The sequence below is a fragment of the Nonomuraea sp. NPDC059023 genome, assembly GCF_042740095.1.
Taxonomy (GTDB): domain Bacteria; phylum Actinomycetota; class Actinomycetes; order Streptosporangiales; family Streptosporangiaceae; genus Nonomuraea.
This window is the reverse complement of record NZ_JBHYIO010000021.1, coordinates 151,052-165,596: the sequence shown is the minus strand read 5'-3', so window position 1 is coordinate 165,596 and position 14,545 is coordinate 151,052. Positions and strand designations below refer to the sequence as shown.

The following is a 14,545-nucleotide window of genomic DNA, read 5'->3' as shown; positions in this document are numbered from 1 at the left end:
CGACCGGGGGCTGATATACATGCGGATCGCCATGGTGATGACCGGAGTAGCGGTGGCGGGAATGCTCACGAGCCAGGCGGCCGCGGCCGAAAGCCGGTCGATTCCGAAAAACTTCCTGCTTTACGAGAAGCAGGCGCGCCAGGACGTCAAGAACAAGCACTGGTATGTCAACGAGGGCGAGGGGCGCGATCTGGCCGAGGTCAACAACATTCAGTGTTCCGACGCCAGGCTCAAGGGCTGGATCGACCGGCGTGACGTCACCTTCAACCCGAAGAACGACGGCAACGAGAAAACCCACTCCTCCCGCGGCGAACAGGTCTTCCTCTTCGCCAGCACTCCGGGGGCCGAGAAGATGATCAAGCAAATACGCGAGCGCATGGCACGATGCGAAGGCGTCAAGGTCGTCCGGCCGGCGATCGGCGACGGCGCGGTGGGCGGATCGCGCACGGTCCGGCAGGCGGGTGCGGCCGCGCAGGTCCAGAAGTTCGTGGCGGTCCGCAAGGGTGCCGCGGTCGCGCTCTACTGGGACCTGCGCAACGACGCCGAGGCACTGCGCACCCTCGCCCAGCACGGCAAGGACGCCGAGCGGATGGCCGCCAAGCTCTGCCGGATCGGCGGCTGCTGAAACGCCTCCGGCTCCTATCGCGTCAGCGGCCTTCTTTCTTCCGGCCTGAAGTGCCATGAAGCTGCCGCGAGAATGAGAAGAAAGAGCGCCGGAAGCAGCTGATACCAGGCGTCGCCCGTGGCGATGTGCGAGAACATCCCTCCGGTGAACAGAAAGAACATGCCCGCGTACGCCCATTCCTTGAGCAGCGGATACTTGGGAAGCAGAATCGCCAGCGCCCCCAGGAGCTTCCACCCGCCCAGAATGGTGAGAATGTAGACGGGGTAACCCAGTTCCGCGATACCCCACGCATAGGGCGGCGCCAATGCCTCCTTTCCCTCGATCCTCAGAATTTGCTGAACTCCAGAACCGACCAGCCCCGATGCGAGCCCAATGGTGGAAACCCAGTAGACGATCCTCCGTGTCTTCGCCATATCGCATCGACTCCTCGCTGATTTCGTTCCGTGACTACCCAGGTCACGTTATTGCGAGGCGATCGGCCGACGCTTCTCGATTCCTGATCGATGCTTCGGTAGAGGCGCGTACCACCCATCGGTGTGCCTGCGGCGGCCGCCCCCCCTGAAGGTGAAGCTCAGACGAGGTAGACGTTCTTCATCTTGGTGAAGGTGGCGAAGGGGCCTTCGCCTTGGTCGAAGAGTTTGACGCGGAGGTCGGCCGCCGTCGGGTCCTCCTTGAGGGATTCGGCGAAGTCGCGGGAGACGTGGCTCAGGTGGGCGACGACGCCCTTGCGGCAGATGTCGGTCAGCGCCTCGTGGTCGGTGGTGGCGCCCTCGCGGAGTTCGATGTTGATGACGGGGCGGTATTCCAGGCCGGGAAGTTCTTCCAGTGACAGGCAGAAGCGGGCGATCGAGGCGGCGTAGGGGTTGCCTTGGTACAGGCCGTATTCGACGTCCTGCGGGTACAGGTTGGCGCCCATGTAGGAGATGGTCGAGTCCTTGCGGCCGAACAGGAACAGCAACGGCAGGTTCATGCGCTCGTCGGTCCACATGCCCGCGTAGTCGGCGCCCAGGGCGCGCTTCACCTCGGGCAGCGTTCTCAGCAGGGCCTCGTCGCCCACGTTGTAGCGGAGCTTGGGCTGCAGGCAGCTCTTGGTGTTGATCGTGCACAGGAGTTCGCCGGAGTCGTTGACCTCCAGGAAGGTCTCCAGCGGGTTGTAGTGGAAGATCATGGGGAGGCGTTGCTCGTCCGGGCCCAGCAGGGTCTCGCGCAGGTGGCGGTCGGTGGCCAGGCGTTTGCGGAGCCGTACCGTGAAGCCGGTCTCCGCGCCCATCCCGATGGTGAGGTCGCTGGCGCCGTAACCCGAGCGGACCTCCTCGAAGCGCTCCTCCAGGTAGTCGCGCAGCGCCTCGGTCATGCCCTCGCCGCCGACCATGCCGCGGATGCGGTAGTCCGTCCAGGGGAAGCCGCTCGTGTCCAGGCGGTCGCGCAGGTGTTTCAGGAACGGCGGGTACGCGGCCACCACGTAGTCGTAGCCGGGGCCGAAGTGTTCGAGGGTGTCGGCGATCTTCTCCAGGTCGGGGCCGGTGTTCTTGACCATGGCGATACGGGCCATGGCGGTGCCCGTGGTGGTGCCGGTGGCCCAGGCGCCCATCGAGTACGCGTTGATCACGAACAGGCGGCGGCCGGGAAAGACCAGCTCGATGTAGCCGGCGGCGTTGCGGTAGATGCCCTTCAGCTCACGCGGGCCGCGCACCCAGTTGTACGGCTTGCCGCTCGAACCCGATGACTCGTCCACGATCACGCCCGGCCGGTGCAGGCGGCCCTCCTGGCAGCGGCTGCGCTCGTCGTAGGCGCCGGCGTAGTTCTGCTTGGTGGTCTCGGGGAAGTCGGCCAGGCGCCTGGCCTGCCCCGCGCCGCGTTCGCGCAGGAAGTCGCGGTAGGCGGGCACGTCCACGGCGGCGAACTGGCAGGCCACGCGGGCGTGCCGGGCGGCCAGCCGGTCGAGCGCGGGATGGTAGGAGCGGGCCACGAACTTCCACACCGCCGGGTGCATGGCGCCGAGCCGGTAGGCGCCGGTCAGCAGCCACGAGTAGGCCTGGAGCCGGGCTCTGCGCCAGTGCTGGCGGGGGGTGAGCGGTCCCAGACGCGGACTCAGTCGGGTCATGGCCGGTTAACCTAGCGAATCGCGATTGATGATCGCTTGATACGCACTGTCACGAAACAGCGGAGAACGCCCGGCGGCTGCGGCCACCGGGCGTTCTTGACGCCGTCAAGATCGGGGTGAGAGGTCAGGGGTGAGGGGTCAGGCGGCGGCTCTGGCGGTCAGGGCGATCGTGGCCTCGCGCTTGACGCCGTTGACCGTCACCGCCACCACGATCGAGCCTTCCCGCAGCGCGGTCAGGGTGCCGGTCTCGGGGTCGAGCACGGCCTTGTGCCACGGCCGGACGCCGGAGCGGGCGCCGATGTGCAGCGCGGGCGAGCCGCTCCACGACGCCGAGACCGGGTAGGCCACGGGCACCTGGCGCGCCCCCTGCTTGACGGCCGCGGTGACCGCCGCCGGACGGCCCACGGCCACGGTGGCGGGCGCGGTCAGCGTGAGCTCGTCCACGTGCGGGCGTACCTGGGTGCCGATCCACGCGGGCGCGTCCACGAACCAGTTGCGCCGCACGTGCTCGGCCTCGCGCGGGGTGACGGGGTCGACGCCCCACAGCGACCAGCCGGTGAAGCCGCCGTCGCCGGGCGCGGTGGCCGGGTTCTTGCCGGAGTTCCCGTTGATGAAGTACGGCACCGCGTCCACCCGGGAGGCGTGGAAGGTCCCGACGTGGGCCCCGATGTAGGCGGCGCCCTTGCCGGTCTCCCGCTGGAAGTCGGCCAGCCACTGCTCCACCAGCGCCGCTTCCTTGCGGTCGCCGAGCTGGCTGCCCTTGCCCGGCGTGGGGTCGCGCGGCGGCACGTGGAACAGCACCGCCACCGACCCGATCGCCGGGTCCTTCGCGGCGGCGTCGAGCCGTTCGCGCAGGAGGGCGACCTGGTCGAACCCGCCGCCGCGCACGTTCAGCCGCGAGGTGTCGAGGGTGACGAACCGGGTGCCCTTGTGGTCGAAGCTGCGGTAGGTGTCGCCGAAGACCGCCCGGAAGTTGTCGATTTTGCCGCCCATCACCTCATGGTTGCCGGGGATGTACTGATATTTCAGCTCACCGCCCAGCTCCTCATCGAGGATCTTCTTGGCCAGCGCGAAGTCCGCCGGCGACGCCTCGTCCACGAGGTCGCCGTTGATCAGCAGGAAGTCCGGCTTCGCCGCCTTGATCTCCCGCAGCGTACGGCGGGCGTTGCGCACGATGTCGCTGTCCGGGTCGCGCGCCACGAACTGGGCGTCCGACATGACCGCGAACCGCCACGGCATCGCCTCGACCGACGCCTTCACCACCGGGTCGGCGATCTTCTCCGCCGGCGGCGCCTGCACCGGCGGCGGCACCTTGGCCACGAGCCCGTCGATGAGGATCTCGTTGGTGTACGAGGCGTCCGCCTTCGTCTCGGCCACGTAGAACCGGCGCAGCTTGAGCGGGTAGGACACCCCGGGCGGCACCTGGAACTCCACGTACTTCCACCCGGTCCAGGTCAGGAACGGCCCGCGCAGGATCTGCGACTGCCCCTGGGCGTCGTAGAACTCCAGCGAGGGCCACTCCCCCTTGCCGGTGGAGTTGATCCAGAGCCCGAACGCCTGCGGCTGGCCGGGCACCACGATCTGCTGCGGCGGGCTGGCGTACGCCGCCCGGGTGGCCGTCGACTGGGTGAAGTCGTAGGCCAGCTTCAGCCCGCCGCCGCTCTGGCCGGGCGCGGCCGACAGCGAGCCGGTGGCCCGCGCGGCGGCGAAGGCCCAGGAGCCGGCGTCGTCGAAGGTGGCGACGCTCTGCTCCTCGGTGCCCACGGTCACGGGCACGGCGGTGGTGACGCGGCCGACCTTGGCGGTGATGAGCCCGGCGCCCTTGTCCTGCTTGGCCTTCACGGTGAAGAAGCCGTTGGGGCTGGGCGTGACCTCGAACAGCGCGCGGTCGTAGTCGAGCGACAGGTCGCCCGGCTCGATGGGCGCTGAGTTGCCGTTGCGGTCGTAGCCGACGAGGCCGAACGTGCCGGTGGCCTGCGCCGCGGCCAGGCCGACCCGGTCGGTGGTGGCGCCGAGGCGGGCCAGCGGCTGGAGCACGGTCAGCTCCAGCGTGCCCTTGGCCTCGCCGCGGGCGGCGGTGACGGTGGTCTGGCCGGGGACGAGGGCGCGGAAGACGCCCTTGTGGTCGACGACTCCGTGCACGACCGGCTTGGAGCGCCAGCTCGGGGTGCCGGCGGCGGGGCCGTACGTCTCGTCGAAACCGGCGGCGCTCAGCCGCCGCGAGAGCCCGGGGAAGACGCGGTCGGGGCGGCCACCGGCGACGGGGCCGACGCCGGGCGCCTTGGCGGGGTCGCTCGCGGTCTCCAGCCAGAAGCCCTTGAGCTTGCCGCTGCCCTCCGGGGCGTAGAGAGCCAGGCCGTTGGGGACGGGGCGCTCGCCGCCGTCGGAGGGGCTGTTCTCGACCTGGGGCTCGGCGGCGCCGGGCTCGCGGGCGAGCATCGTGGAGGAGCCGCCGCCGTCGAGGTTGAGCGCGTTGTGGGCGCCGAGCTCGATCATCATGGCGGCCAGCTCGTTCAGCGTGACGCCGCGGCTGTCGGCCTGGCGGCCGTCGACGGTGAGCAGGTACATCTTCCTGCCGTCGGCGGAGAAGCCGACCGCGGTGCGCGGGTGCGCCGCCTGGTCGGTGGAGTGCTGGACGGCCCCGTCCTTGACAAGGACGTAGTTGCCGCCGATGGCGGTCTCGACCTGGCCGCCGTCGGAGGGCTTGGGCGTGTACCTGACGTCGATCTTGTCACCGGGCTTGAGCGCGGCGAGGGCGACGGCCCCGGCGTCCCTGCCGAGCAGGATCGTGGTGCCGGCCGGGATCGGGCCGCTGCCCGCGGTGGTGCGGACCTCGGTGACGGCGCCGGCGGTGAGGACGACCTCGGTGACCTTGGCCGCGCCCTCGACCGCGCGGGCCCGGGTGTGGCTGCCCCACAGCGGGGTGAACAGGCCCACGCCGTCGTTCTGGATGAGCTGGTTGAACTGGGTGAGGGCGATCGGGGAGCTCGCGCCCTGCGGGGTGGCGCTGCCCTCGAAGTACATCTTGAGCACGCGGCCGACGCCCTCGCCGGTGAGGGCGACCGCGTTGTTCCAGCCGCTGGTGGGCGACTGGACGAGCGTGCCCTTCTGGACGCCGATGCCGAGTGCGGCGCCCGAGCGGTTGATGTCGAAGAAGTCGCCGTTGACCGCCGCGACCGCGCGGGCGCGCTTGGCGGGGCCGGACAGCGGCTCGGTCTTGGAGACCTCGCCCGAGTTCAGGTAGCCGGCCTTGACGCCGCCGGACAGGTCCGCCGACAGCGCGTCGGCGCGCAGCCAGCCCGCCGCGTCGTAGCGGTCGAAGGCGGTGAAGGTGATGCCGGGCGCCACCGGCCGGCTCTTCTTGGCCGTCTCCAGGTGCTTCGGGGCGGGGGCCGCGAGGAGGGTGGAGGCGGGCGGGTAGGACGACGCGGGGGGCGCGTCCTCGATGGGGGCTTGGGGGTCCACCGCCGCTGTTAACACCAAGGCCGCGGCGGCCACGACTTTGAGGGTGATCACGCCCCGAACTCAATCGCTCGCGGATATAACTTTCAAGACCCAGGGGTGAACTAAAAGAAAATTTCATCGTCCGGGATGGGTAGGTCTGGGCGAAGATGGGCCCTGTGGATCTCCAGGCCTTGTACCGCGACCCGTTCCCCACCTACGAAGCCGCCCGGCGCGAACCGGGCCTCACCTTCGTCCCGGAACTGCAGGCATGGCTCGTCTCCCGGTACGAGGATGTGCGCGAGGTGCTCGGCCGCCCCGAGGACTTCTCCTCCGAGGGCGCGCTCCGGCCCGACCACCTGCCGCGCCGCGCCGCGCTGAGCGAGCTGGTCAAGGGCTTCGGCGGGCGGCCCGCGGTGCTGAGCAGGGACGGCGAGGAACACCGCCGCCTGCGCAAGCCGCTGGTGCGCGGCCTGTCGCCCGCGCGGGTCGCCACCGCCGTGCCGTTCATCGCCCGCCGCGCCGCCGAGCTCGTCGACGCCTTCGCCGCCGACGGCCGCGTGGAGTGGATGTCGGCGTACGCGCGGCCGCTCGCCGCCGACGTCATCGGCCACCTCATGGGCCTCGACCCCGCCGACGTACGGCCGGCCGTCGAAGCCGGGAACCGGGCCGAGGACCTGCTGTTCCAGCCCATGACCGACGAGGAGCAGGCCGCGGCGGCCCGCGACATCGTCCGGCTCCAGCACCTGCTCGACGACTACGCCCGTGCCCGCAGGAAGGAACCGCGCGACGACCTGACGACCGAGATGGTGCGGGCGCTGGCCCCCGGCACCGCCCTGCTGACCACCGAGGAGCGCAACGAGATCGTCTCCAACCTGCAGAACCTCCTGCTGGCCGGGCACCTGACCACGACCGCGCTGATCGGCTCCGCCGTACACCATCTGCTGCGTGACCGCGCGCAGTGGGAGACGTTGTGCGCGCGCCCGGAGCTCATCCCGGCCGCGATCGAGGAGACCGCCCGCTTCGAGGCGCCCGTGCAGGGCTTCCGTCGTACGGTCACCCGCCCGCTCACCTTCGCCGGAACCGAGCTGAAGGACGGAGACGCGGTCTTCGTCTCCTACGGCTCCGCGGGCCGCGACGGCGCCGGAGGGTTCGACATCACCCGGCCGCCCACCCGCCACCTCGGCTTCGGCCACGGCGTGCACGGCTGCCCCGGCTCGCAGCTTGCCCGCGAGCAGCTGCGGATCACGCTGGAGGAGCTGATCCGCAGGCTGCCCGGGATCCGGCTGGAGAGCCCCGAGGTCACGATGGCGCCGACGTTGATCCACCGCGCCCCGGAGGCGCTCCATCTGCTCTGGTGATCAGCGGGTGCCGGTCACCTTCCAGACCTTGCCGTTGGCCTTGGACAGCACGAACAGGTCTCCCGCGCGGTCCATGCCGAAGCGCAGGTCCACGCGGGAGTTGCCGGCGAGCGTCTGCATGGTGACCTGGCTGCCCGCGGCGTTGTAGATCTTGAGCTGGTGCAGCGGCGCGAGGTCGGTGCCGCCGCGGGTCATCTCGGTCTCGTTGGTCGCGAAGATCCAGCCCTGCACGAGGTCGCCGAACAGGTACTTGCCCTGCAGGGCGGGCAGCGCGGCGGCGCGGTAGACGAAGCCGCCGGCGATGGCGCGGCCGAGGTCTCCGGTGCAACCGGGCGGGCCGTTGTGGTCGTAGGCGGCGACCGGGTAGGTGTAGCCGAACCGGCTGTCGTCGGCGGGCAGCGGGTAGAGGTAGCAGGGTTCGTTCCGGTCGAAGCGGAAGGCGCCCTCACGCTCGCTCCAGCCGAAGTTGTCGCCGGCCCGCACGTCGTAGACGGCCTCGATGTCGTGCTCGCCGATGTGCCCGAGGAACATCCGGCCGCTGCCGCCGCGGTCCCAGCTGAAGCGGTGCGGGTCGCGCATGCCCAGGGCGTAGATCTCGCCGAGCGTGCCCTGCTGGCCGGTGAACGGGTTGCCGGGCGGGATGCCGTACCGGCCGTTGGCGCTGTCGCTCCCGCGCGGGTCGATGCGCAGGATCTTGCCGAACGGCTGGTTGCGGGCCTGCGGGACGATGCCGCTCGTGCCCCTGCCGCCGTCGCCGGCGGCCACGTAGAGCAGGCCGCGGTCGGGGCTGCCCGGCGCGGCGTTGGGGTTGAAGTCGATCTGCTGGATCCCGTGGATGTAGGTGCCGAAGCCCAGGCGGAGCAGTTGCCTGCGGGTGCCGCTGAAGACGGGCGCCGCCGGGTCGCTCGCGGTCCACTCCGTGACCACGCCCTGCACGACCGCTCCGGACTGCGTCCAGTCGGCGCGCTGGGTGTTCAACGCCTGGAACGCCTCGCTGTGCGCGGTGTAGAAGCGGCCGTTGGCCGCGAAGTCCGGATGGAAGGCGACGAAGCCGAACCCGCTGCCGAGGCCGCGGCCGGAGAAGAAGTTGCCGCCCACCGCGGCCCGGAGGTCGAGGTAGACGCTGGGTGCGCCGCCGCCCGCGGGCAGGGTGTAGAGCCTGCCGTTGAGGTCGGGGACGTACCTGCGGCCGTCGGCGAGCTGGCCCAGGTGGTTGATCCGGGCGTGGCGGCGCAGGCGGGAGTCGGTGGGCGAGGGTACGGGGTCGGTCTTGGGGAACTGGGCGTACTCGGTGAGGACCAGGCCGAGGCTGGACTGGATGGGGTTCTGCGGGATCGGGTCGGCGATGGGACCGGTGCCGCCCCCGTCCTGCGCGCCCTCGGTCAGGGCGTCGACGTTGGGCAGGCCCGCCGCGGTGGTGGCGGTGAGGCGGACGCTGTTGGCGCCCTGGGCGAGGCCGGCGGCGACGGTCTCGTTGTTCCACGTCGTCCACGCGCCGGTGCCCGCGAACCGCAGGGTCTCGATGGCTGATCCGTTGATCGTGAGCGTGGCCGGACGGTCGGTGGCCGTTCCGTTGGCGTACCTGAAGGCCAGGTTGGTGTCACCGGCGCCGGTCACGGTGAACTCCACGTACGCGCCCGCCGCGTTGGCGCTGTTGACGAAGCCGGTGCCGGAGAAACCCGCGTGGTTGCTCTCCACCACGCCGTTGCCGATGGCCGCGCTCTCGGCCTCGTAGACGACCGAGGCCGCGGATGCCGTCTGGCCGGGCCAGACGAGCAGGCCGGCCACTAAGATCATGGCCAGCGTGGTTCTGTGCATGGGGGCCCTTTCCCGCGAAAGATGGGATCTCTTATGAGAGATCGCTTCCCACTCCTCCGATGTTTCGAGGGGCCGGAGGCGAGTGCCTCCGGCCCCTCCCGTCACTCAGGTCAGCGCGTGGACGCGTTCGAGTTGCCCGCCAGCTTGGTCGAAGCCAGGTCGCGGGCCAGGATCGCGCTCTCCACCGCCGCCACCGACGAGCCGGAGGTCACGCCCGGCAACGTCGCGGTGTCCAGCGCGTAGAGCGTGAACTCGTACTTGTGGGTCGAGCCGCCGGGGCAGGGCCCGAAGTACTGCAGCGACTTGTTGCCGCTGCTCATCGCCTTCTGCTTGGCAGGAGCCTGGTTCGGCACCTCGAACCCGAGCCCGAGCCCCTCCGGCAGCGACGACTTGGCGGCGGGGATGTCCCAGATCGCCCAGTGCTTGCCGCCGTTGGCCGTGTCGATGAAGGTGATCGCGTAGCTCTGCGTACCGGCCGGCGGGCTGGACCAGGCCAGCTGCGGCGAGATGTCGTTGCCCGACACCCCGTCCTGCGCGCAGGTGAACCGCGCCGGGATGTTGCCGTTGTTCGCGAAGGCCGTGCTGGTCAGCGCGAACGGCGGGCCGGCGAACTTCAGCCTGACGATGTCGTTGTCGATGGTGCTGGGGGTGCCCCCGTTCTTGTCGTTGTTGGTCGAGGTCAGCCAGAGGCCGCCGTCGGGGGTCTTGACCACGGTGCGCAGCCGGCCCCAGTTGCCGTTGAAGAAGGCGCGCGGGGTGTCGGTCGTGTTGCCGGTGATCTTCATGACCCACAGGCGCGAGCCGCGTACGGCCGCCATGTAGATCCAGTCGCCCACGATCTCCAGGCCGCTCGGGGAGGCGCTGGAGACGCTCCACGTCCTGACCGGGTTGACGTACCGGCTGTCGCTACAGGTGCCCTCGCAGGTCGGCCAGCCGTAGTTCTTGCCCGCCTGGATGATGTTGAGCTCGTCCCAGGTGCCGTCGCCGAACTCCGACTCCCACAGCCTGCCCTGGGAGTCCCAGGCGATGCCCTGCGGGTTGCGGTGGCCGAGGCTGTAGACGCGCGGGGCGTTCGGGAACGGGTTGCCGGGAGCGCCGGCGCCGGTCGGCGTGACCCGGAGGATCTTGCCGTTGAGCGAGTTGAGGTCCTGCGCCCTGCTGCTCGTCTGGGCGTCGCCGGTGGTGATGTAGAGCATCCCGTCCGGGCCGAACTTGATCCGGCCGCCGTTGTGGAACTTGGCCTTGCTGATGCCGGTCACGACCGGCTCGCGGGCGCCGATGGCGTTGTTCTCGTACTTAAAGCGGACGACCCGGTTGTCGCCCGAGGCGGTGTGGTAGGCGTAGACGTAGTGGTCGGTGGCGAAGTTCGGCGACAGCGCGAGCCCGAGCAGGCCGCCCTCGCCGACGGTGCCGACCGCCTCGGTGATCTTGCCGACCACGGTCTTCTGGCCGGCGGCCGTGACCCGGACGATCTCGAACCGGTCGCGCTCGGCGACCAGCGCGCTGCCGTCCGGCAGGAACGCGATGCCCCACGGCAGGTCGAGCTGGGTGACGTCACGGTCGAAGACCGGGTCGCCGCCGGTCGCCTGTGTCGAGGTCCTGACGTTCAGTGCGGGGCTCTTGGCCGAGATGTTGCCGTTGGCGTCGAAGGCCTCGACCTGGAAGGAGTACTGCGTGTTCTGCGTGAGCCCGTCCGCGGTGGCGGTCAGGTCGGGCACGGTCGCGAACTTCGTCCCGTCGCGGTAGACGTTGTAGCCGGTGACCTCGACGTTGTCGGTGGAGGCGTTCCAGGCCAGCGTGATGCTGGTGGCGGCCACGTTGGTGGCGCGCAGGTTGCCCGGCACCGTCGGCGCCTGGTGGTCGTCGCTCGGCGGGGTGGTGAAGGGAACGTTGTTGCTGGCGGGCGAGCCGTTCCCGGCCGCGTCGTAGGCCAGCACGCTCAGCACGTAGCCGGTGTTCGGCGTCAGGCCGGTGACCGTGGCCGTGGTCTGGTTGCCGCCCACGGTCTTGATCACGTTGCCGCCGTTGTAGATGACGTAGCTGGAGACGCCCACGTTGTCGGTGGAGGCGTCCCAGGCCAGGTCCACGGCGTTCGGCCGGACCTCGCCGACGAGGCGGAAGTTGCCCGGCGCGGTCGGCGGCTCCGGGTCGGGCGGCACGGTGGTGCTGATCCGGTCGAGGTTCGGCCCGCCGTTCGCGGTGGTGGCGGTGGCCCTGATCTTGTTGGCGCCCGCGATCAGCGAGGCGGTCACGGACTTCTCCACCCACGTGGTCCAGGCCCCGGTGCCGGGGAAGCTCACGTTCTGGGCGGCGCCGCCGTTGGCGGTGATGGCCATGGCCCGGTCGGCGGTGGTGCCGTTGGCGAAGCGGAACTTCACCTCGTAGTTGCCCGCGGTGGGCGCGTTGACCGTGAACTCCACGTAGGAGCCGACGACGTTGTCGTAGTTGACGAAGCCCGTGCCGGTGAACCCGGCGTGGTTCGACTCCACCACGCCCTGGACGATCGTGGCGTCCTCGGCCTGCAGGTCGGAGCTGGGCGCGGCCACCTCGACGTCGACGTAGTCCAGGTTGGGGTTGCCGTTGGCCGTGGTGGAGGTGATCCGGATCTTGTTGGCGCCCGCGGTCACGGGTGCGGTGAGCGTGGAGGTCGCCCACGTGGACCACGCGCCGGTGCCGTTGAACGCGCGGGCCGCGGAGACCACGGTGCCGTTCACGGCGATGTCGGCGGCCCGGTTGACGGCGGTGCCGTTGGCGTAGCGGATGGCGATCTCGGCCTGGCCCGCCGCCGCGGCGTTGACGGTGAACTCGGTGTAGCTTCCGGCCACGTTGTCGCCGTTGACGAACCCGGCACCGGAGTAACCCGCGTGGTTGGATTCCACGAGGCCCTGAGAGATGGTGGCGTTCTCCGCTTCGTGGCGGGTCGGCGCGGCCGAGGCCGGCACGGCCGTCACCACGCTCATCAGTAACGCCGCCACAAGCGCGCCGGCTAACACGCGCATGGATCCTCCTTGATGGGGGGTGATAGTTAGGAAAACTTCCTAACTCGTATTGATGGGATCACTCCCCACCATCACTGTCAAGCGAGTTGACTCCGTTCCCAAGACCTCCCACCACTGGCTTCTCGCGCGACAGGAGCGCAGACTGGAAAGACAGGCGAACGTGGAGTAGTGGAGCATCCGTGGACAACCACCTCGACCACATGCCGGTTCTGTCGCGAGGCAGGCACCGCAATCCGAAACGCGGCGCGTGCTTCATGGAGCTGGCTTCCTACCTGGCAGGAGAGCGCTGGAGCGACCATCCGGCCTGCACGCACCCGCTGCTGGCCGCGCTCGCCCGGCTCGTCAACGACAACACCGGCGACGAGAACCGCAACGGCCTGGCCGAACTCGTCCCGTCCATCATCGGGCTGTCCAGCGACGACCTGCGGGTCGACGCCACGATCGCCCTGCGCTGCGCGACCACCGCCCTGCCCGTGGCCGCCGCGGAACGCCAGCTCGCGCTGGCCGTCTCCGTCCTGGCCGCCGAGGAGATCCTCGCCCGGCTCGACGGGCGACCGGCCGGGCAGTTGTCGGCTGTGAGCCGGCGGGCCATGGACCAGGTCCCGCAGACGGCGCGCGAGGCACGCAGGTTCAGCCGGGCGGCGCGGATCACCGAGAAGGGCTTCCGCCGGTACGCGGCGCCGAACGCGGTGCAGTTGTCGGTGGTGGGGATCGTGCAGGCGTGCATCCCCCATCCCGACCAGGTGCTGCGGACGTTGCTGGAGTCGGCCATCGCGGACTGCCGCCGCCTCATCCCCACCCCCGACCCCCACCCGCACGCCCTCCCCACCCCGGTCTGACCACCCCCACACCCCCAGGCCCGCCCTTGCCCTCATCCGCGTCCGCGCGATGGGGGCAAGCTCGCTTTCGGGCCAGGCAGCTCCGCGACTGCCTCCCTTCGCACCGCACCCCCTGCGGATCGCACCCGGCGTCGCGGGCTCGCGGTCCTCCCCTTGCCATGCGCCGCGTTCGCCGCCGAACCTTCGCCGGTTTTCGGGAAGATGTTCGCGTCATGGTGTCACCATCGGGTCTTCCCGCAGGTCAGGCTAGCCTCCCCTTCGTTGCGGATCTTCCTGAAATATGCCTAGATTTGGCGACAAGGTGTCATCATGTGGAGGAAGTCATGACTGTCGAGCTGGCCGCGCCGTACTCACCTGAGAGACATCGCCATCACCGCGATGTCACCGGCGGGTGGTTGCGACCGGCGGTGTTCGGGGCGATGGACGGGCTGGTGTCCAACTTCGCGTTGATCGCCGGGGTGGTCGGTGCGGCGGGGGCCGGGCGTGGGGCGGTGCTGGCCGGGTTCGCGGGTCTGGTCGCGGGGGCGTGCTCGATGGCGGCGGGCGAGTACACGTCGGTGAAGTCCCAGACCGAGCTGATGCGTGCCGAGATCGCCGTGGAGCGCCGTGAGCTGGCCCGCGACCCGGAAGGCGAGCAGGCCGAGCTCGCCGCCCTCTACCGTGCCCGCGGCCTCGAACCCGATCTGGCCGCCAAGGTGGCCGCCGGGCTGTCGGTCAACCCGGAGCAGGCCCTGCGCGTCCATGTTCGTGAGGAACTCGGCGTGGATCCTGACGACCTTCCCTCGCCGTACCTGGCCGCGGCCTCGTCGTTCGGCGCGTTCGCGGTGGGGGCGCTGGTGCCGTTGGCGCCGTTCCTGTTCGGGGCTTCCGGAATGGTGGTGGCGGTGGTGCTGAGCTTGCTGGGGTTGTTCGGGTTCGGGGCGGTGGTGGCGCGGATGACGGCCCGTCCGTGGTGGCTGGGCGGCCTGCGCCAGCTCGCCCTGGGCGTCGTGGCCGCGTCGGTCACGTTCGGCCTCGGACATCTGCTCGGCGTCACGATCTCCTAGCCGGTACGGCTCCCGCCCAGCTCCCCCGGGGCATGGTGACCCCCATGCACCGTGTCCCGGGGATCACCACCACGGGCCACCCCGCTCCATGCCGGCGGCCGAGTTCAGCGCCAGCGGGGTCGCCGAGGTGGCGCGGACCGCACCGGTGCCGACGCGCATGGGGAGGGCCGCTCCCCCGGAATGCGTGCGGGAGTGATGGAGCGCCCCGTGTTGCCCGGGGCACGTGGGCAGGGCCTGGCGCGACGGCGGCGGACGAGGTGGGACCGGTGGTTTCGGTGCGGGTTGGAGGTCGCGGTCCAGGAGCCGACGGCA

9 protein-coding genes are annotated in these 14,545 nt (G+C 70.4%); 4 read left to right on the top strand and 5 right to left on the bottom strand.

Annotated features, from left to right (window positions below):
* Positions 1-52 precede the first annotated feature (52 nt).
* Complete coding sequence (locus ACFWYW_RS32340; protein WP_379616822.1) at positions 53-625, top strand: hypothetical protein; 573 nt, start codon at positions 53-55, stop codon at positions 623-625.
* Positions 626-639: 14 nt separating this feature from the next.
* Here the strand turns inward: ACFWYW_RS32340 and ACFWYW_RS32335 are convergent, their stop codons facing one another.
* From ACFWYW_RS32335 to ACFWYW_RS32325, 3 genes are all read right to left on the bottom strand, one after another.
* Positions 640-1,038, bottom strand: coding sequence for a DoxX family protein (locus tag ACFWYW_RS32335; protein WP_379616820.1), 399 nt, complete (start codon positions 1,036-1,038; stop codon positions 640-642).
* 158 nt (positions 1,039-1,196) lie between these two features.
* Positions 1,197-2,729, bottom strand: a complete 1,533-nt coding sequence (locus ACFWYW_RS32330) for a phenylacetate--CoA ligase family protein (protein WP_379616818.1) — start codon at positions 2,727-2,729, stop codon at positions 1,197-1,199.
* A 138-nt stretch (positions 2,730-2,867) separates the two neighbouring features.
* The gene (locus ACFWYW_RS32325; protein ID WP_379616816.1) at positions 2,868-6,245 is read right to left on the bottom strand and encodes a phosphodiester glycosidase family protein; all 3,378 of its coding nucleotides are present in this window, start codon (positions 6,243-6,245) and stop codon (positions 2,868-2,870) included.
* A gap of 104 nt (positions 6,246-6,349) precedes the next feature.
* Between ACFWYW_RS32325 and ACFWYW_RS32320 the strand changes: the two genes are divergently transcribed.
* Positions 6,350-7,531: a cytochrome P450 gene (locus ACFWYW_RS32320; RefSeq protein ID WP_379616814.1), complete on the top strand. Its 1,182-nt coding sequence runs from the start codon at positions 6,350-6,352 to the stop codon at positions 7,529-7,531.
* Here the strand turns inward: ACFWYW_RS32320 and ACFWYW_RS32315 are convergent, their stop codons facing one another.
* A complete protein-coding gene (locus ACFWYW_RS32315; RefSeq protein WP_379616812.1) occupies positions 7,532-9,349 on the bottom strand; it encodes a PQQ-dependent sugar dehydrogenase in 1,818 nt (605 codons plus the stop codon).
* A gap of 110 nt (positions 9,350-9,459) precedes the next feature.
* Positions 9,460-12,348 carry a YbhB/YbcL family Raf kinase inhibitor-like protein gene (locus ACFWYW_RS32310; RefSeq protein WP_379616810.1) on the bottom strand — a complete coding sequence of 963 codons (2,889 nt, stop codon included), beginning with the start codon at positions 12,346-12,348 and terminating at the stop codon, positions 9,460-9,462.
* A 179-nt stretch (positions 12,349-12,527) separates the two neighbouring features.
* Between ACFWYW_RS32310 and ACFWYW_RS32305 the strand changes: the two genes are divergently transcribed.
* A complete protein-coding gene (locus ACFWYW_RS32305; RefSeq protein ID WP_379616808.1) occupies positions 12,528-13,187 on the top strand; it encodes a hypothetical protein in 660 nt (219 codons plus the stop codon).
* A 323-nt stretch (positions 13,188-13,510) separates the two neighbouring features.
* On the top strand, positions 13,511-14,233 hold the full coding sequence (locus tag ACFWYW_RS32300; protein WP_379616806.1) for a VIT1/CCC1 transporter family protein: 723 nt from the start codon (positions 13,511-13,513) through the stop codon (positions 14,231-14,233).
* Positions 14,234-14,545: the final 312 nt, after the last annotated feature.

Excerpts from the sequence above, each read along its gene's own strand:
- ACFWYW_RS32335 (WP_379616820.1), bottom strand. The coding sequence starts at position 1,038 with ATGGCGAAGACACGGAGGATCGTCTACTGGGTTTCCACCATTGGGCTC.
- ACFWYW_RS32330 (WP_379616818.1), bottom strand. The coding sequence starts at position 2,729 with ATGACCCGACTGAGTCCGCGTCTGGGACCGCTCACCCCCCGCCAGCAC.
- ACFWYW_RS32315 (WP_379616812.1), bottom strand. The coding sequence starts at position 9,349 with ATGCACAGAACCACGCTGGCCATGATCTTAGTGGCCGGCCTGCTCGTC.
- ACFWYW_RS32300 (WP_379616806.1), top strand. The coding sequence starts at position 13,511 with ATGACTGTCGAGCTGGCCGCGCCGTACTCACCTGAGAGACATCGCCAT.
- ACFWYW_RS32310 (WP_379616810.1), bottom strand. The coding sequence starts at position 12,348 with ATGCGCGTGTTAGCCGGCGCGCTTGTGGCGGCGTTACTGATGAGCGTG.